At 73.5% G+C, this 17,679-nt stretch carries 18 protein-coding genes and 1 tRNA gene; 4 read left to right on the forward strand and 15 right to left on the reverse strand.

What is annotated here, in order from left to right; genetic code table 11:
• Window positions 1–44: 44 nt before the first annotated feature.
• From AC6EI4_RS07450 to AC6EI4_RS07490, 9 genes are read right to left on the reverse strand one after another with little or no spacing between them, the layout of a single operon-like run.
• Entirely contained in the window at window positions 45–962 is a 918-nt protein-coding gene (locus tag AC6EI4_RS07450; RefSeq protein WP_498451074.1) for a sulfotransferase domain-containing protein, read from the reverse strand.
• Entirely contained in the window at window positions 959–2,530 is a 1,572-nt protein-coding gene (locus AC6EI4_RS07455) for an MATE family efflux transporter (RefSeq protein ID WP_498421207.1), read from the reverse strand. Before AC6EI4_RS07455 ends, AC6EI4_RS07450 begins: the two co-directional genes overlap by 4 nt.
• Complete coding sequence (locus tag AC6EI4_RS07460) at window positions 2,508–3,443, reverse strand: glycosyltransferase family 2 protein (RefSeq protein WP_498421205.1); 936 nt, start codon at window positions 3,441–3,443, stop codon at window positions 2,508–2,510. Before AC6EI4_RS07460 ends, AC6EI4_RS07455 begins: the two co-directional genes overlap by 23 nt.
• The gene (locus AC6EI4_RS07465; protein WP_498421203.1) at window positions 3,440–4,519 is read right to left on the reverse strand and encodes a P-loop NTPase family protein; all 1,080 of its coding nucleotides are present in this window, start codon (window positions 4,517–4,519) and stop codon (window positions 3,440–3,442) included. Before AC6EI4_RS07465 ends, AC6EI4_RS07460 begins: the two co-directional genes overlap by 4 nt.
• Before the next feature lie 49 nt (window positions 4,520–4,568).
• A complete protein-coding gene (locus AC6EI4_RS07470; RefSeq protein WP_498421201.1) occupies window positions 4,569–5,873 on the reverse strand; it encodes an O-antigen ligase family protein in 1,305 nt (434 codons plus the stop codon).
• A complete protein-coding gene (locus AC6EI4_RS07475; RefSeq protein ID WP_498421199.1) occupies window positions 5,870–6,409 on the reverse strand; it encodes an acyltransferase in 540 nt (179 codons plus the stop codon). The genes AC6EI4_RS07470 and AC6EI4_RS07475 overlap by 4 nt, the downstream gene beginning before the upstream one ends.
• Window positions 6,406–6,972: a glycosyltransferase gene (locus AC6EI4_RS07480; RefSeq protein ID WP_498451075.1), complete on the reverse strand. Its 567-nt coding sequence runs from the start codon at window positions 6,970–6,972 to the stop codon at window positions 6,406–6,408. Before AC6EI4_RS07480 ends, AC6EI4_RS07475 begins: the two co-directional genes overlap by 4 nt.
• Window positions 6,969–7,508 (reverse strand): UDP-N-acetylglucosamine--LPS N-acetylglucosamine transferase, encoded by a 540-nt coding sequence (locus AC6EI4_RS07485; RefSeq protein ID WP_498421196.1) that lies wholly within the window; start codon window positions 7,506–7,508, stop codon window positions 6,969–6,971. Before AC6EI4_RS07485 ends, AC6EI4_RS07480 begins: the two co-directional genes overlap by 4 nt.
• Window positions 7,508–8,869: an exopolysaccharide biosynthesis polyprenyl glycosylphosphotransferase gene (locus tag AC6EI4_RS07490; RefSeq protein WP_498451076.1), complete on the reverse strand. Its 1,362-nt coding sequence runs from the start codon at window positions 8,867–8,869 to the stop codon at window positions 7,508–7,510. Before AC6EI4_RS07490 ends, AC6EI4_RS07485 begins: the two co-directional genes overlap by 1 nt.
• A 253-nt stretch (window positions 8,870–9,122) precedes the next feature.
• Here AC6EI4_RS07490 and AC6EI4_RS07495 point away from each other — a divergent pair, with 253 nt between their 5' ends.
• Window positions 9,123–9,908, forward strand: coding sequence for a TetR/AcrR family transcriptional regulator (locus tag AC6EI4_RS07495; RefSeq protein ID WP_498421192.1), 786 nt, complete (start codon window positions 9,123–9,125; stop codon window positions 9,906–9,908).
• A gap of 18 nt (window positions 9,909–9,926) precedes the next feature.
• On the opposite strand, the gene AC6EI4_RS07500 is transcribed toward AC6EI4_RS07495, so the two are convergent.
• The 6 genes from AC6EI4_RS07500 to AC6EI4_RS07525 all read right to left on the reverse strand — a co-directional run bounded on the left by AC6EI4_RS07500 (window position 9,927) and on the right by AC6EI4_RS07525 (window position 14,804).
• Complete coding sequence (locus AC6EI4_RS07500; protein ID WP_498451077.1) at window positions 9,927–10,583, reverse strand: hypothetical protein; 657 nt, start codon at window positions 10,581–10,583, stop codon at window positions 9,927–9,929.
• Window positions 10,584–10,686: 103 nt separating this feature from the next.
• On the reverse strand, window positions 10,687–11,286 hold the full coding sequence (pth, locus tag AC6EI4_RS07505) for an aminoacyl-tRNA hydrolase (protein ID WP_498421189.1): 600 nt from the start codon (window positions 11,284–11,286) through the stop codon (window positions 10,687–10,689).
• Window positions 11,287–11,317: 31 nt separating this feature from the next.
• A complete protein-coding gene (locus tag AC6EI4_RS07510; RefSeq protein ID WP_498421188.1) occupies window positions 11,318–11,971 on the reverse strand; it encodes a 50S ribosomal protein L25/general stress protein Ctc in 654 nt (217 codons plus the stop codon).
• A gap of 228 nt (window positions 11,972–12,199) precedes the next feature.
• Window positions 12,200–13,180 carry a ribose-phosphate diphosphokinase gene (locus tag AC6EI4_RS07515; RefSeq protein ID WP_498421186.1) on the reverse strand — a complete coding sequence of 327 codons (981 nt, stop codon included), beginning with the start codon at window positions 13,178–13,180 and terminating at the stop codon, window positions 12,200–12,202.
• Window positions 13,181–13,284: 104 nt separating this feature from the next.
• Window positions 13,285–14,724: a bifunctional UDP-N-acetylglucosamine diphosphorylase/glucosamine-1-phosphate N-acetyltransferase GlmU gene (gene glmU, locus AC6EI4_RS07520; RefSeq protein ID WP_498451078.1), complete on the reverse strand. Its 1,440-nt coding sequence runs from the start codon at window positions 14,722–14,724 to the stop codon at window positions 13,285–13,287.
• Between the two features lies 1 nt (window position 14,725).
• A tRNA-Gln gene (locus AC6EI4_RS07525) sits at window positions 14,726–14,804 on the reverse strand.
• Window positions 14,805–14,869: 65 nt separating this feature from the next.
• On the opposite strand from AC6EI4_RS07525, the gene AC6EI4_RS07530 reads away from it, so the two are divergent.
• From AC6EI4_RS07530 to AC6EI4_RS07540, 3 genes are read left to right on the forward strand one after another with little or no spacing between them, the layout of a single operon-like run.
• On the forward strand, window positions 14,870–16,003 hold the full coding sequence (locus tag AC6EI4_RS07530) for an ATP-dependent DNA ligase (protein ID WP_498451079.1): 1,134 nt from the start codon (window positions 14,870–14,872) through the stop codon (window positions 16,001–16,003).
• 25 nt (window positions 16,004–16,028) lie between these two features.
• The gene (locus AC6EI4_RS07535) at window positions 16,029–16,577 is read left to right on the forward strand and encodes a hypothetical protein (protein WP_498421180.1); all 549 of its coding nucleotides are present in this window, start codon (window positions 16,029–16,031) and stop codon (window positions 16,575–16,577) included.
• The gene (locus AC6EI4_RS07540; protein ID WP_498451080.1) at window positions 16,574–17,671 is read left to right on the forward strand and encodes a hypothetical protein; all 1,098 of its coding nucleotides are present in this window, start codon (window positions 16,574–16,576) and stop codon (window positions 17,669–17,671) included. Before AC6EI4_RS07535 ends, AC6EI4_RS07540 begins: the two co-directional genes overlap by 4 nt.
• The last annotated feature ends 8 nt before the right edge of the window (window positions 17,672–17,679 follow it).

A 17,679-nucleotide genomic window follows, 5' to 3' on the forward strand; every position in this document is an offset into this window, starting at 1 on the left:
GGCGTCGGTCGGTCGGGAGACGGCGGGGGCGCGGCGGGTGCGGGTCACGGCCACCACACCGGCGTGTTCAGCAGCTCGGCGAGCTCCTGGTTGTGAGCGGCGTAGTGGGCACGCAGCGCGTAGGCGCTGACGGCGTCGATGTGCTCGTGGGAGCGGACCGCGTTGCGCTTGCGGCCGGTCAGCGGCAGCGGCGCCAACCCGGCGAACTCCTGGATCCGGTCCAGGGTCGAGGACGGGTCGGTGTAGAGGTCCTCGCTGCGCAGCACCAGTACCCGGTCGCGGCCGTAGGCGTCGAACCAGCGGCGCACCTGCGGTGCGTACTCGCCGCGGGTGCGGTAGGAGTACCAGTCCCAGGGCCGGCTGTAGTAGTACGGGTCGTCGGCCATCCGCTGCTCCTCCCCCGCCAGCCGCGCCTCCTCCGCGCGCAGCGCCTCGCGGAAGCTCAGCGTCTCCACGCCGGCGCGCCGACGCTCGCGGTAGTGCGAGTGCGCCCGCTCCACGGGGTCGCGCAGCAGCACGACGACCTTGGCGCTCGGGAGCAGGTCCGCGGCCCGCTCGGCCACCCGCGGGTCGAAGAGGTAGAAGGGGCTGGCCTCCAGGCACAGCGCGCCGCCGTGACGGGCGGCGTGGTGGGCCCGCGCGGCCCGGGTCGGGAAGTGTCCGAGGTACCACGCCGGACCCCGGTCCAGGTGGCGGTAGAAGTAGTGGTTGCTCTTGAGGTGCTTGGCCGCCGGCACCATCGCCATCACCTGGGGGTGGCCCAGCAGCGTCGACCAGACGAAGGTGGTGCCGCCCCGCTTGGTGCCGACCACGAGCAGCTCGGGGCCCTCGCGCAGGCCTGCGGTGGCGGTGGTGAACCGGCGCACGCCGTCCTCGACCGCGCCCTTCGCCCGGGTGGGGACGATCGACTTGGCCATCCGGAGCGCCGGACCGTCGGTGGTGCCCCGCAGCGACGTGCTCATCGTCTTCTCCTCAGCAGGTCGTGCAGGTCGTCGAGCTGGAGCGCCACACGCCAGTGGCGCAGCAGCAGCAGGTAGGCGGTGACCGAGACCGCGGCGTAGACCAGGAACCACTCCCAGCTGGGCTCGGCCAGCACCCGGACCAGCAGCCCGGGGACGCCGAAGGCGGTGAGCGCGACGGCGGCGGCGAGCAGGACGCCGCGCCAGGGCAGCGCGACCCCGAGCGCCCGCCGTCCGCGCAGCAGGCACAGCACGGAGTCGACGCTCAGCGCGCTCGCCCACGCGATGGCCGCTCCGGTCAGGCCGAGCACCGGGATCAGCACCAGGTTGAGGACGATGTTGAGGCTCAGCGACACGGCCGTGTTGCCGGCGGTGACGCGGCTCAGCCCGGCCATCAGCAGCACCGAGTTGATGTTGCCGAGCGCGAGGTAGCCCAGGATCGCCAGCGCCATCACGCTCATCGGGGTGGCCGCCACCATGAAGTCGTCGCCGACCAGCCCCATCGCCAGCGGCGCGAACGCCGCCAGGGCGAGGAACATCGGCCACGACAGCAGCACCAGCCAGACCGAGGAGAGGGCATAGACGCCCTGCACCCGGTCCAGCTCGCCGCGCGAGTACGCCGCGGCGAGCGTCGGCGCGGTGCCCACGCGCAGCGCCTCCATCGCCATCGTCCCGGAGGTGATGAACCGGCTCGCGGCCGCGTAGGCACCGGCCGCGGCCGGACCCAGCATCAGCCCGACGATGATCACGTCGACCCACACGATGCCGATCTCGAACATCGAGGCCAGCCCACGCGGGAGGTTGAAGCGCCACACCTCGGTCCACACCTCGCGCCGGGGGCGCGCCGGGGGTCCCGGCAGCCGCAGGTCGCGGCGTGCGGCGCGCAGGACGTAGGCCAGCGCGGCGACGTCCATCACCAGCAGCGGGGCGGCCCAGCTCCACAGCAGCAGGGCACCGTCGTCCCCGGCCCACCACAGGGCGATCACCAGCAGCAGCCGGCTGGTGGGCAGCCACACCTGGTAGAGCAGCACGAACGGCCGCAGGCTGCCGAAGGACCGGGTCCCGTTCAGGCAGGCCTGGCCGACCGCGGACAGCACGAGGGTGGCGGCCAGCACCCGCAGGAAGCCGGTGGCCACCTCGACGTCGTCGGGAGCCAGGGCCCGGGCCAGGTCCCGGCTGACCAGGCCCAGCGCCGCGGCGAGCAGCAGGCTCCAGGCGAGCACCGGCCACAGCCCCGCCCGCACCGACTCCCAGGCGTCGCGGTGCGCGTGCAGCGCCCGGCGCGCCGCCAGGCTGCGCAGCATCCCGGTGTCGCTGCCGACCAGGGCCGCGCCGTTGAGGATCATGAACACCGCGACGGCCTCGAAGTAGAGCCCGGACAGGTGCGCCCCGAAGAGCCGGCCCACGGCGAGCGTCAGGGCGAACCCCGCGAGCGCGGCGTACATCGCGCCGGCGAGCGTCACCACGCCGCCGCGCGCCAGCTCGCGGCGCTCCCCCGGCGCGCCCTGCCAGCTGCTGGCCGGGGACCCGTCGGCGAGCCCCGGGGTGCTAGATCCCACGACCGCGGGCATGCAGCATCTCCTGCACCCGGCCGGCGCTGACGGCTCCGCTCAGCACCAGCGCGGTGAGCGCCAACCGCGGCTCGCGCCGGTGGTCGGCCCAGCCGCGACGCAGCCACCGGGTCGCCTCGCGGCGTCTGCCCAGGGCGGCGTGGGCGAACGCGATCTGTCCGTGGATGCGGGCGCGTCCGCGCGGGGACGAGGCGAACTCGGGATAGCGCTCGAGGACGACCTCGAGGGCGTCGGCGATCGTCTCCCAGCGGCTGAAGAAGAACGAGCCGCCGTTCCAGTGGATGTCGGCGACCACCTCCTCGACCAGACGCAGCGTGCCGTGCCGCGCGAGTCGCAGCAGGAGGTCGTAGTCCTCGGCGTAGCCGCCGGGGATCGTCTCGTCCCACCCGCCGACCCGGTCGAGAGTCTCGCGGCGGTAGAGCATCGCGGAGGGGTGCAGCTCCATCACCCGGTCGTCGAGCAGGTCGCTCAGCAGCACCTCCCGGCGCGGGGCGCGACGCACCACGTGCTCCTCGCCGCGGACGATGCGCACGCTGCCTCCGACGGCGACCGCCTCACCGTGCGCGGCCAGCTCGGCGACCTGCACCCGCAGCCGGCCCGGCTGCCACACGTCGTCGTCGTCACAGGTCGCGACCAGGTCGGCCACCGCCACGGCGAGGGCGCTGTTGCGGGCACCGGCCACTCCGGGAGTGCGGTCGTTGGCCACCACCTCCAGTGTCTGCCGGTCGGGGACCCGCGGCTGGGGAAGCGCGGCGTCGCCGGGGACGGCGCCGTCGAACGCGACGATCACCTGCAGCCTGCCGGCGTAGTCCTGGGTCCAGATCGCCTCCAGCGCCCGACGCAGCAGCGGCAGCCGGTCCCGAGTGGCCAGGACCACCGAGACCGCCGGCTGGGCGCCGGCGGGGGCGCTCACCGGCGCGAGCCTGCTCGGCGCGGCACGGTCACGACGCCCAGGCAGGGCACCCGCAGCAGCGCGAGGCGGGTGGCGCCCTCGTCGAGCGCGGCGAACGTGGTGCGCCCCGAGGCCGCCACCAGCACCGCCGCGTCGCAGCTGCGCGCCGTCTGCACGCCGTCGCCCCCGCGTGGGTCGAACGCAACGACCTGCACGTCGGTGGCCCCGACCCCGGCCAGGGCGCCGCGCAGCTGCTCGAGCAGCTCGTCGCTGTGCCCGCTCAGCAGGGCCGCACCCAGCCGGGGGCGGCTCCGGCCGTCGGGCAGCGGGAGCGTCGACAGCCGCTCGGCGGCGGCCATCAGCCCGATCCCCGGGGCGTCGAGCCGGCCCAGGTCGCGCAGGTCGTCGGGCAGCGCCGTCCCCTTGCGCACCCGCGGGGAGCGGGCCTCCAACAGGTAGGCCAGGGCTCCGGCCAGCAGCAGCCCGCCCACTCCCCCGGCCACCGGGAGCATGGCGCGGGGCACGCCGCCGCGCTCGGCGAGGCCGGCGGCGCTCTCGACGACGTCGCCGGGGTCCACCACGGTGCGGTTGAGGGCCTGGCGCTGCCGGCGCAGCTCGGCGACCTCCTGCTGGGGGGCCGTGGCCAGCAGACCCGTGATCACGTCGGCCTGGTCCTGCCAGCGCTGACGCGCGTCGCGCTCGGCCACGTCGAGGTACACGGTCGCGGCGGTGTCGGCGCCGGCCTCGGCCAGCGCGGCGGAGTCCGCGACGTAGGTGAAGTCGAGGAACGAGGTGTTCTCCCGGGCGGTGACCGTCAGCCGCTCCTCGACCACCTCCGCGCCGTCCTCGCCGAGCTCCTCGGCGATGGCGGCCAGGGTGCTGCGGGTGGTGGCCAGCTCGACCTGGTCGTCGGCCCAGGTCGTGGGGGTCGACATGTCGCCGACCGGCACCAGACCGCTGCCGAGCCTGACCGCGGACGACGCGTCGTACGTCGTGGGCAGCATGGCGCCCAGGGCGAGGCCGGCGGCGGCTCCCCACAGGACCCCGACGACCAGCAGGTACCAGCGGGAGGTGAGCGAGGCCATGATGCTGGTCATCGGCACCAGCCGCTCGCCTCGGGGTTGCGGGGACCAGTCAGGCCCGGGTTCAAGCCGCAGGACGCTCATACGCGTCCTCCTTCCTGGTGGGGTGCACCGCGCGCGAGTCGCGCGTGCGGTGATAGCCGGTGACGGCGAGAGCGAAGAGGGCGATCGCGAGAGGCACCGGCAGGACCTCGTAGAACGCGATCTGGACCAGCAGGACCAGCCCGGTGGCGTGCAGCCAGACGTCGGGCGACCTGCCGGACAGGGGCCGGGCGTGCCACCACACCGCGGCCATCGCGAAGACGAAGAGAGCCGCCCCCACGAAGCCCTGGGAGACCAGGATCGTCCAGAGCTGGCCGTGGGTCCCGATCGAGACGTCGTTGCTGTCGGCGAGCCCCTGGGAGGACTGCGGCGCGCCGTAGCCGAACAGCGGCGAGCGGGCGGCCAGCCGGAAGGACGCCTCGTACAGCGTCTCGCGGGTGCTCGTGTTGGCGTAGTCGAAGCGCGCCGTCACGATCCGGTTGACCTCGGGGACCAGCAGGTACAGCGCGCTCGCCAGCAGCGCGCAGCCCGACACCCCGGCGAGCACGTGCATGCGCCCGACCGCGGCCCGGCGCAGCAGCACGTAGCCGACGGCCACGCCGATGCTGATCCAGCAGCCGCGGTTGAGCGAGACCAGGATCGGCACCAGCGACACGGTCAGCAGCGATCCCAGCACGAACCGCGCCCAGCGGCTCGGCGCGGTCAGCCAGGCGTGCACCGCGACCGGGGTCAGGATGCCGACCGCCGCGCCCCAGTCGTTGGTGTAGGCGAACAGCGGGCTGGGGCGAGGCACCCCGTAGAGCAGGTCGTACTCGGAGAACTCGGGGTGGGTCAGGGCGACCACGAAGGGGTCGTCGCTGCCGAGGGCGGCGAGGATCGCCTGCAGGGGGCTGGTGAACTCCAGGTTCGCGACGGCCACGCCGGGCAGCGCCAGCAGCACCGCACTCGCCCACAGCACCGTCAGCCAGCCGGTCACCCGCCAGGGCTCGAGGCCGCGGCGCAGTGCGTTCCAGACGAAGAGGGCGAAGACGGCGACGGCCGCGTAGAGCAGCAGGCGCAGCGTGTACGCCGCGGCGTAGCGCCAGGTGGTGAGCATCAGCGCGGACACCAGGACCCAGCCCATGAAGAGGCCCAGCGCCCCGTAGCCCGGCGGCAGCGCGAGCGTGCGGCGGTTGGCCACCAGCCAGGCCGCCACCGGCACCGCCAGCACCGGCCAGGCGGGGAGCTGCACCCCCAGCGCCCACCACAGCGGGTAGGCCACCAGCAGTGCGGCCAGCGGCAGCGCGGCGCGGTCGATGGCTCGCACACGAGGGAAGACCGCAGTCATCGGGCACCGCTGCGGGTGGGCTCGACCGCGCGCAGCCGACGGGCGGGCACCCCGGCGTACACGCCGCCGGGCGGGCAGTCCCCGGAGACGACCGCGCCGGCGGCCACCACGCAGCCCTCGCCGATGCTGGCTCCCGGCAGCACGGTGACCCGGGCCCCGAGCCACACCCGGTCGCCGACGACGGTGGTGCGGTAGACGGCCTGTGCCGAGGCGGCGCCGTCCGGGCCGATCTCGTGCGTGGCGGTCAGCACCATCACCTGAGGCCCGAGCTGGCAGCGCTCGCCGATCTCGATGCGTCCCCGGGCGACGTCGAGGTAGCAGTCGTGGTTGACGAAGGTGCCGCGTCCGATGTGCAGGTCGCGACCGGTGATCCGGGTGCCGCTGAACACGTTGGCGGTCCGCACGTCCAGGCCCAGCGCCCGGTAGAGGGCCCAGCGCAGCGGCCGGGGCACCAGCCCGGAGCCCGCCAGCAGGTCGAGCACCAGGTGGCGCCAGGCGATGGCGAGGTCGAGGCGGACGGCGCGCACGATGCTCATCGCTGCACCCGCGAGCGCAGGCTGCGCCGCAGCGAGGAGCGCCGCAGCGGCCGCTCGCCGGCGAGCAGGTCGAGCTCACGGCCCAGCCGGGCCCGCGCGAGGTCGAGGTCCGACGCCTCGGAGACCTCCTGGCGGCCGCGGACGGGGCCGGCGCTGAGGAGGTCGTCGAGGACACGGTGGAAGCCGGCCTCGTCATCGGTGACCCGGACCTGACCGGCGCGCGCGGCGGCGGCGGCGAACCGGAGCTGGTGTGCGTCCACGTGCTCGCCCAGCGCGGGGTCGCGCGGGACGCACAGGGGCAGGTGGCCGTAGGCGCGGGCATCGAGGATCGTGCCCGGGCCCGCGTGGCACACGACGGCTCGGGCGACCAGCAGCAGGCGCTGGAGCTCGTGGTGGGGAAGGAAGTCGTGGCCCTCGGCGACGTGTGGGGCGTGACTCGTCCCGTGCTGGACGACCACGTGGGTGTGCGGGGTGAGCCGTTCGGCTGCGGCGTCGGCCCACTGCACCAGCCGGTCGAAGCGATGGTGGTCGGTGCCGAGCAGGACCACGAGGAGTCCGCTCACAGCAGCGGTCCTACCAGGCGGGCGTCGGGGTACAGGTCGAGCTGGCTGTCCCACTGCACGATGCGTCGCGTCGTGAACGGCCCGCACAGCCGGCCGGTCATCGTGGCGGAGTCCACCCGGTCGTAGACCTCGATGAACACGGTCGGGATCCGCAGCAGCCAGGCGAGCACGAAGAACGGCACCGCGACGCCCGCGCCGGCGCTGATCACAATGGCGGGGCGCTCACGCAGCAGCACCCGCGCGGCGAGCACGAGGTTGCGCAGCAGGTTGGGCAGGTTCCGCGTCGTCGGCGAGTGCGACACCACGAGCCGCTCGTCGGCCAGTCGGTCGCGCACATCCGGGGTGTCGGGGCACACCCACAGCCGCTCGCGCGGGGCCCACCAGGAACGCAGGGACAGCAGCTGGGCCAGGTGCCCGCCCTGGGTGCTGACCAGGAGCACCGGCCCGGTCAGCGGGGTGGTCGCCTCCGCGGCCGGGGTGCGCGCCGGGCTCGCCGGCGCGGCGACCGGACGCAGCAGGGTCTCGGTGAGGGTCATCAGTAGGCTCCCTTCGCCAGCAGGACCGCTCGCACGGTGCGCAGGCAGATGACCAGGTCGCCGGTGAGCGTCAGGTTGTCGGCGTAGTGCACGTCGAGGGCGACGGACTCCTCCCAGTCGAGGTCCGAGCGGCCGCTGATCTGCCACAGCCCGGTGATGCCGGGGCGGACCACCAGACGGCGGCGGGCCAGCTCGTCGTACTGGGCGACCTCGTGCGGCAGCGCCGGACGCGGACCCACCAGCGACATCTCGCCGCGCACGACGTTGAGCAGCTGAGGCAGCTCGTCGAGCGAGGAGCGCCGCAGCAGCCGCCCGATCCGGGTGATCCGAGGGTCGCGGCGGATCTTGAACAGCACCGCGTCGACCTCGTTCGCCTCCAGCAGCCCGTCGCGGAACTGCTCGGCTCCGACGTGCATGGTCCGCAGCTTGAAGATCGTGAAGGGTCGCCCGTAGCGCCCGATCCGGGTCTGGCGGAACAGCGCGGGGCCGGGGCTGTCGAGCCGGACAGCGAGGGCCAGGACGACCAGCAGGGGGGCCACCAGCGCCAGCAGCACCAGCCCGCCCACGCGATCGAGCAGGCACTTGGCGAGCCGGGCCCCGAGCCGGGGACGGGGCGGGCGGATCTCGAGCAGCGGCCGTCCCGCGACCTCCACCAGCCGCAGCCGGCGGCGTGCGGTGGGCTCGAGGCCGTCGAGGACGACCAGCGCGACCCCCAGCTCCTCCAGCGCCCACCCGAGGCGGCGCAGCTCGGAGCCCTCGAGGCCCGAGCCGGGAGCGAGCATCACCACGTCGATCGCGGTGGGGGCGGCGGCGTCGAGCAGGTCGACGACGCCCTGGGCGTGCGTGACCTCGGCGACGGCGGTCACCGACACCTCCTGGGGCGACCAGCGGCCCCGCACCCTGCCGAGGGCGTCGGCGTCCCCGACGACCAGCGCCCGGATCGGCCCGCCGCGCCGCTCGGCCGCCCAGCGCGCCGCGGCGCCCGCGCCGGCGAGCACGGCGCCGGCGAGCAGCGCCTGACGCAGGACCAGGGGGCTCAGCCCCACCCAGGCCGCGACCAGGCCGGCGCCGGCCGCCAGCAGCACGGCCGCCTCGAGCAGCTGACGAGGGGCGTACGCGCCGCCGATCGCCGGCCTCCCGGCCCGCAGGGCGCGCGCCAGCAGCCAGGCCGCCGCGGTGCCGAGGACCACTGCGGAGGAGAGTCCCGCGACGAGCAGCGCCGCGGTCGCGGCGACCAGCGCCACGGCCTCGCCGGCGAGGGCGGCGTGGTCCCCGCGACGCGCCGGGGTGAAGCGCTCGGCGACCGGGGCGGGCGGCAACGCTTCGAGCGGCGGAACGAGATTGAGCGTGCCGTGCGACATCTGCCTTGCCTCCCCCATGCAAGCCGGTCGGTGTGGCCGGCGCTGAGGCCGCGGCGACACCTGAGAACACTGTCCACTTCTGTGAACACTGTTGTCAAACGACGGTGCGCGCAGGAGGTCACGGGGACCCGGACGTGATCCAGATCCCACACTGTGAGCGGGCGAGGAGGCAGCCGCGGCGCGGCTGGCAGTAGGGTGGCAGCGGCGCGCGCAGGCGCCGGACCCAGGTACAGCAGGTGCGAGAAGGAGAGACGTGACGGCCGGAAGTGTCACTGCGTCGACCTCGCCGGTGCCGTCCGACGACCCAGCCGAGCCCCGTGTGTCACGGCGCGAGCAGGTGCGCAGGCTGACCACCGAGGAGATCAAGGGCGCCGCTCGCGAGCAGCTGACCCTGCAGAGCGCCGGACAGCTCTCCCTGCGCGCGGTCGCCCGCGAGGTGGGCCTCGCCCCCTCCGCCATCTACCGCTACTTCAGCTCCCAGCAGGCGCTGGTCGCCGCGGTGGCGGCCGACGCCTACACCTCTGCGGCCGAGGCGCTGCGCGAGGCTCGCGACGGCGTCGCGTCCGACTCCGCCTGGGAGCGCTGCCGGGCGATGGGCATCGCCTACCGGGAGTGGGCCCTGGAGAACCGGGCCGAGTTCAACCTGATCTTCACCACCGACCACGCGTTCCTGCTCTCCGGCAGCGAGGTCGACACCGCCGCCGCGCTGCAGGACTTCTACGCCGTCCCGCTGCAGACACTGGTCGCCGCGACCCGGTCCGGTGAGCTGGACCCCACGCGGGCCCGCTTCGGCCACGAGCTGCACCTCAGCGACGCCCTGCAGCAGGTCCGCCGGCGGCTGGTCGACGACGCGGCCGAGCCCCTGGCCAGCGGCCCGGTGAGCCTGCTGCTGATGGTCTGGACGGCCCTGCACGGGTACGTCTCCCTCGAGATCACCGGCCAGCTCGGCTGGTTCTTCACCAACGTCGACGAGTGCTACCACGCGCACCTCGACACCGTCCTGGAGACGGCCGGGCTCCCGCGGCCCCCCGCCTCCTGAGCCCCGCTCCCTCCCGACTCAGCCCCAGCGCGGGCGCGGACCGCGCGGGAAGCCGAGCGCGGCCTGCACGCTCGCGAACAGGGCCGAGCGGGTGTCGCGCAGCACCTGGCCGCTCCGGTCGTCTCCCAGGCAGACCAGCCACTGGACCGCGTCGGTGTCGTAGCCGCCGACGGCGACGACCTCGCTGACCCCGGCCTCGCGCAGGTGTCGGCCCAGCGCGGGGTGGTCCGTGGTGGCGTGCAGCGAGCCTCCCTCGAGCGCGGCCAGCACCGACGGGGTGCGCAACGGGCGTACTCGCTGCGCCGTCGCCTGCAGGCGACGCGCGGCGGCCGGGTCGCCGGCCCCGTGGTCGCACGGGAGCACCAGGTCGCCCGCCACCGTGGCCAGCCACCAGGCGGTGCACCCGAACCTCGCCGCGGCGGTCTCGGCGACGTACCGCAGCCGCTCGCGGACCCCCACCTGGGTCATGTCGTCCAGAGCGCGCAGGGCCTCCTCCACGAAGGCGGCCGCGATCTCGGCCACGGACTCGGGGCCGGCGGGCAGCGACCTCGCCATCCCCCGCACGGCCTGCTCGAACGTCGACCCGGACCCGCGCAGCTGCACCGTGGCGAGGAGTCCGTCGGGACTGGGCAGTGAGAGCTGCAGGACGGTCTCCGGGCTCGCTTGTTCGCTCACCTGCAGACACCCCCTGCCTGCCAGTGTCGCGCGCCACTGCTCGACCCGCGTCCGGACGTCGAGTGTAGGCCCGCACACCCCCGGGCGGCGGGTTAAATCTTGATCAGGAGTTGAACCGCTGCTGGGTCCGCTCCAGCCCCTCGGCGACCAGACACTCCACGGCGTCCGCCGCGTCCCCGATCTGGAAGGGGAGCTCCTTGCGCTCGACCTTGGAGTAGTCCGAGAGCACGAAGTCGGCCACGTCCTGGCGGCCGGGGGGACGACCGATTCCCGCGCGGATCCGGTAGAAGTCGCCGGTGCCCAGCGAGGCGCGCATGGACTTCAGCCCGTTGTGGCCGTTGTCGCCGCCACCGAGCTTGATGCGCAGGGTGCCGAAGGCGATGTCCAGCTCGTCGTGGATGGCCACGATGTGGTCGGGTGCCACCTTGTAGAACTTGGCGAGCGTGGAGACCGGGCCGCCGACCTCGTTCATGTAGGAGCGCGGGCGGGCGAGCACCACCCGCGGCCCCTGGCTGCCGGGCGCGCCGAGTCGTCCCTCGACGACGTCGGCCCGGCCCGACTTGTGGGCCCGGAACGGCGAGCGCATCCGGGAGGCGAGCTCGTCGGTGACGAGGTAGCCGATGTTGTGCCGGTTGCCGGCATAGCCAGGGCCGGGATTGCCCAGGCCGACGACGAGCCACACCTCGGAGGCGGCCTCGCTCATCGGCTGAGGTCTCCCGGCCCTGGTCCGCGGGTCACTCGGAGTCGGTGTCCTCGGCGGGCGCCTCGGCAGCGTCGTCCTTCTCGTCCTTCTCGATGCCGGCCTCGGCCTCGGCCTCCTCGAGCTCGGCCTCGACCTGCTCGGTGGTCTGGGCCTGGGTGACGTTGACGATCAGCGTCTCGGGGTCGGTGACCAGGCTCGCGCCCTTGGGCAGCACCAGCTCGGCCGCGGTGAACTGCGTGCCGGCCGTGGCACCCTCGATCGAGACCTCGATGAAGTCGGGGAGGTGGGTGGCCTCCGCCTCGAGCTGCACGGTCGCGTTCTCGGTCACGACCAGCGTCTCGCGGGCCGCGTCGCCGACGACGTGCACGGGGACGTCGACGGTGACCTTCTCGCCACGGACCACGGCGACGAAGTCGACGTGCTCGAGGAAGCCCTTGATCGGGTCGCGCTGGACCTCCTTGGCCAGGGCCAGGTGGATCTCGCCGTCGAGGTCGAGCTCGACGAGGGCGTTGGCGCCACCGTTCTTCAGGGCCAGCATCGTGCTGTGGCCCGGCAGGATCACGTGCACCGGCTCGTTGCCGTGGCCGTAGATGACCGCGGGCACCTTGGCGCTGCGACGGATGCGTCGAGCGGCGCCCTTGCCGAACTCGGTACGGGCTTCAGCGGTGATCTTCTCGGCAGACATGCTCAGGACTCCTCGTGCGTGGGGGGTGGTGCGAAGGATTGTCAGGTCGGTCGTCGGCTGCGAGGGGTGGAGCGCGAAAAACGCCGCGCGATCGAGTCAGCGCGGCGCACCGGAGAGGTCCTGCCAGCCCTGTCGATCACGGAGCCGGCGTCCAGGTGGACGCCCTCCCTCGCCGAGGCAACCGCAGAAGTCTAGCCCCGGCCGTCGCGAGTGGTCGAATCGTCGCGCTCAGGCGTGGCCGTCGAACATCGAGGTGACCGAGCCGTCCTCGAAGACCTCGCGGATCGCGCGCGCCAGCAGCGGTGCGATGGAGAGGACGGTGAGCTTGTCGAAGTGCCGGTCCTCCGCGATCGGGAGGGTGTTGGTCACGATCACCTCGACCGCCGCGCTGTTCTTGAGCCGGTCGACGGCGGGGTCGGAGAGGATCGCGTGCGTGGCGGCGATGATCACGCCCGCCGCCCCCTCGGCCATCAGCGCGTCCGCGGCCTTCACGATCGTGCCGCCGGTGTCGATCATGTCGTCGACCAGCACGCACATCCGGCCCTTGACCTCGCCCACCACCCGGTTCGCGACCGTCTCGTTGGGGCGGTCGGTGCGGCGGGTCTTGTGGATGAAGGCCAGCGGCGCACCGCCGAGGCGAGCCGACCAGCGCTCGGCGACCTTGATCCGCCCGGCGTCGGGCGAGACGACCGCGAGCTGGCCGCGCCCGTACTTCTCGCGCACGTAGTCGGCCAGGATCGGCAGCGCCATCAGGTGGTCGACCGGGCCGTCGAAGAAGCCCTGGATCTGGTCGGCGTGCAGGTCGACGGTGATCAGCCGGTCGGCGCCGGCGGTCTTGAAGAGGTCCGCGATCAGGCGGGCCGAGATCGGCTCGCGGCCGCGGTGCTTCTTGTCCTGGCGGGCGTAGCCGTAGAAGGGCAGGACGACCGTGATCTCCTTGGCGGAGGCGCGCTTGAGCGCGTCCACCATGATCAGGTGCTCCATGATCCACTCGTTGACCGGAGCGGTGTGGCTCTGGATCACGAACGCGTCGGAGCCGCGCACGGACTCCTCGTAGCGCACGTAGAGCTCGGAGTTGGCGAAGCCGTACATCGAGGACGGGACGAGGCCGGTCCCGATCAGCTCGGCCACCTCCTCGGCGAGGGCGGGGTGTGCCCGGCCGCTGAAGACCATCAAGTTCTTCTCGGTGCTCAGCTTCATACCGCTCACGTCACGCCGCTCCCTGTGTCATCGCGCTCTTGTCCCCGCCCCCATCCTCCCTCACAGCGGGTAGGGCTCCCAAACTGTGACGCCGCCATCTGGGACGATGCTCGTCACATCTCGTCGGGTGTGCTCTCCTGCGAGGCTGCGGCGGCGGCCTCGGCCTGGGCGGTGCCCGGGCGACGGCGCAGGGTCCAGCCGGTGACCACGCGCAGCGGGCCCGCCGAGACCCCCAGCGCCCCGGCCGGGACGTCGCCGCGGACCACGGTCCCGGCGCCGGTCCCGGCGCCGTCCCCGATCCGCACCGGCGCGACGAACGTGTTGTTGGAGCCGGTCTTGGCGTGGCGTCCGACCACCGTGCGGTGCTTGGCCACCCCGTCGTAGTTCGCGAAGATCGTGCCGGCCCCGATGTTGGTGCCCTCGCCGATCTCGGCGTCGCCGACGTAGGACAGGTGCGGGACCTTCGCCCCCTCGCCGATGGCGACGTTCTTGGTCTCCACGAAGGCCCCGATCTTGCCCTCGCTGCCCAGCGTCGTCCCGGGCCGTAGGTAGGAGAAGGGGCCGACGGTGGCACCGGCGCCCACCACGGCCAGCTCACCGTGGGTGCGTACGACGCGGGCACCGGCACCCACCTCGCAGTCCTTGAGGGTGGTGTCGGGGCCGACGACGGCGTCCTCGCCGACCACGGTGGCCCCGAGCAGCTGGGTGCCGGGCAGGAGCGTGACGTCCTCGGCGAGCACCACGTCGGCGTCGATCCAGGTGGTGTCGGGGTCCATCACGGTGACGCCGTCGAGCATCCAGCGGGTGACGATGCGACGGTTCATCTCCCGTCCCAGGGCCGCCAGCTGGGCCCGGTCGTTGGCGCCCTCGGTCTGGCGGACGTCGTCGATCTGCCAGGCCCCGACGTTGAGCCCGGCGTCGCGGGCGATCCGCACCGCGTCGGTGAGGTAGTACTCCCCCTTGACGTTGTCGTTGCCGATCGCGGCGAGCGCCTCGACGAGGAACTCCGCGTCGAAGGCGAGGATGCCGGAGTTGATCTCGCGGATGTCGCGCTGCTCGGGGGTGGCGTCCTTCTCCTCGACGATGGCCTCCACGTCGCCCTCGGCGTTGCGGACCACCCGTCCGTAGCCGAACGGGTCGGGGACCACGCCGGACAGGATGCTGACCGCGCGCTGGGCCGCCTCGTGGTCCGCGGCGAACGCGCGCAGGCTCTCGCCGGTGAGCATCGGGGTGTCGCCGGCGGTCACGATGACCGTCCCGGTGACCGGGCCCTCGAGCGCGGCCATCGCCGCCCGGACGGCGTGCCCGGTGCCCTCCTGGGTCTCCTGGACCGCGAGCACCGCCTCGGGCAGGAGCTCGCGGATGTGGCGGCCCACCTGCTCGCGCTGATGGCCCACGACGGCCACCACGCGGTCGGGCTGCACGCCGGCCACGGCGGTCAGGACATGGCCGATCATGCTGCGCCCGGAGACCGGATGAAGGACCTTCATGGTCTTGGACTTCATCCGGGTGCCGCCGCCGGCGGCCAGAACGATGACGGTGAGGTTATCCACGCTCCCCGGGTAGGAGTCGAACCTACGTCGCTAGTCCTGATTCAAAGTCAGGCGGGCCCTGCCGGCAGACCAACCGGGGATCGATCCCCTGAGGGATAGGATCCACACCTTACTGTCGCCGGGCCCCACGGCTACTGTCGCCTCCGTGGACCTGCCCGTGATGCCGCCCGTCGCGCCGATGCTCGCCAAGTCCGTGCGCGGGATCCCCGACCCGGCCCGATACGGGGTCGGCGACGTGCCGGGCCTGGCATTCGAGCCCAAGTGGGACGGCTTCCGGTGCCTGGTGTTCCGCGACGGAGACGAGGTCGAGCTGGCCTCGCGCAACACCAAGCCGCTGACCCGCTACTTCCCGGAGATCGTCGCCGCCGTGCGGGCCCAGCTGCCCGAGCGCTGCGTCCTCGACGGGGAGCTGTTCGTGGCCGTGGACAGCCCTGAGGCCCCCGGCGGGAACCGGCTCGAGTTCGAGGTCCTCCAGGAGCGCATCCATCCGGCCGCCTCCCGGATCAGCACGCTCGCGGAGCGGACGCCGGCCAGCTTCGTGGCCTTCGACCTGCTGGCGCTGGGCGACACGTCGTACCTGGACCGGCCCTTCGCCGAGCGCCGCGCCGTCCTGGCGCAGGCCCTCGCGCACCTGGACGGCACCGGCCCCTGCCACCTGACCCGGATCACCGAGGACCCGGGGCTCGCCGAGGAGTGGTTCACCCAGTTCGAGGGCGCCGGGCTGGACGGGGTGGTCGCCAAGCCCCTCGGCGCGCCGTACCAGCAGAACGCGCGCACGATGCTCAAGGTCAAGCACGAGCGCACCGCCGACGTGGTGGTCGCCGGCTACCGCCTGCATAAGACCTCCACACCGCAGCGGCCGCTGCTCGGCTCCCTGCTGCTCGGCCTGTACGACGAGGGCACGCTGCAGCACATCGGGGTGGCCGCGTCCTTCACCGCGAAGCGGCGCGCGGAGCTGGTCGAGGAGCTGGCGCCGCTGGTCTGCCCGGCCGAGGAGCACCCCTGGGGCGGGTGGATCCAGGCCGGCGGCGCGATCGCCAACCCCGACCGGGTGCCCGGCACCCAGTCGCGCTGGAGCGCCGGCAAGGACCTCTCCTTCGTCCCCCTGCGCCCGGCGCTGGTGCTCGAGGTGGGCTACGACCACATGGAGGGACGCCGGCTGCGCCACACCGCCCAGTTCAAGCGGTGGCGCAGCGACCGCGACCCCGAGTCGTGCGGGTATGCGCAATTGGACGAGCCGGTGAGCTACGACCTGAGTAGGATCCTCGACGTCAGCTGACCCGATCTCAGGAGGCACCCCCACGATGGCCGAACCGACCGCGACCTACAACGTGGTGTTGCTGGTGGAGCAGGCGCTCTCGGCCGCCGACGCCGCCCAGGTGACCTCGCTGCACCAGGCTCTGGACGAGCCGGTCCGCTACCACGTGCTGCTTCCCGTGGAGGACGCCGCCGGACGGGTGGAGGCCTCGATGGGCACCCTGGGCGCCGGCGACATGCTGGGCACCCCGGGCATGGTGCTCAGCGACGTCGACCTCGACGAGGTCCGGCGCGAGTGCCTGGAGACCTCCGAGGCCGCCCTGGTCGACACGGTCGCCGCGCTCCGGACCGTCGGCGCCGACGCCGTCGGCGAGGTCGTCACCCAGGCGCCGGTCGAGGCCCTGGCCGCCAAGGTCAAGGCCGTGGACGGCCGCGAGGCGATCATCCTGACCCGCCCGCACGTGGTCGCGGAGTTCTTCCACGTCGACTGGAGCTCGCGGGCCCGGCGCCACCTCGGCGTGCCGGTGCTGCACCTGCTCGAGCACGAGAGCTTCGACGAGCAGGCCGGCGGCGGCGAGGGCGTGACCGGGGTATGACCCGCCGGGGTCTCGGCACCGCCCTGACCGCGCTCACCGGATTCACCGCTCTGGCCGTCGCGGGCTGCGGAGGGGACGGGGACTCCGCCGTCGCGTCCGGCGACGGCTACTCCGTGGCCGGGGCGCTCGCCGAGGTCCCGGCCTCAGCCCACGGCGACGACGAGGGCACCACCCTGGTGCGCACCGGCGACCTGGCAGCGGCCACCGAGCTCGCGGGCCTGGAGCGCCCCGACGGGTTCGACGCCGGGGAGATGTCCGCCTGGCTCATGCCGCTCACCGGGCTGCGCCCCGAGGACTCCTCGGCCCCCCTCGTGCACGTGCCGATGCCCGAGTCGATGTGGCAGTCCACCGAGAGCGCCGAGGAGTACGACGCGGAGCTGGGCTGGTCGGTCCTCGACGTGGACGTGTTCGTCGAGGAGGCCGGCGCGCCGAGCACGTTCCTGATGGTCTCTGGCGCGCTCGACGAGGACAGCCTGGCCGAGGACCTCACCGAGGTCTCCGACGGCATCGTCAGTGCCGGGGACGGCGAGGACATGGAGATGGACATCGAGAGCCGCACCGTGGCCCGTCCGCTCGGGATGCCCCTGCGGATGGCCGCCGACGGCGACCGGCTCGCGGCCTCGCCGCGGACGTCGTTCGTCGAGCAGTGGCTGGCCGGGCCCAAGGAGTCGCTCGCCGACGACGAGGCGCTGCTGGCAGTGGCCGAGGCGCTGGACGCCGCGGACGTGGTCTCCGCCGTGCTCAGCCCGGGCGACTCCCTGGACGCCGGATCGTCTGGCTCCGAGGGCCTGGACCAGGCGTTCGACGCCGTCGGCATCGGCTGGGGCGTCCAGGACGACGCCGCCCTGGTCACCGTGGCGTACCACTTCGAGTCCGAGGAGGACGCCGAGGCCGCCGTCGGGGAGCTCGAGGAGCTGTTCACCGACGGCACCTCGCTCAAGACCCGCTCCCCGCTCAGCGACGTGGTGAGCCTCGAGGACGTGGCGGCCGACGGCGCGGTGACCACGGTGTCGCTGACGATGGCCGACGGGCGCCACCCCGCCGCCATGGAGCACATGCTGGTGGAGGGTGACACGCCCTTCCGGCACGGCTGAGGGCCGCC

This window comes from Nocardioides sp. Z43_10, assembly GCF_059766615.1.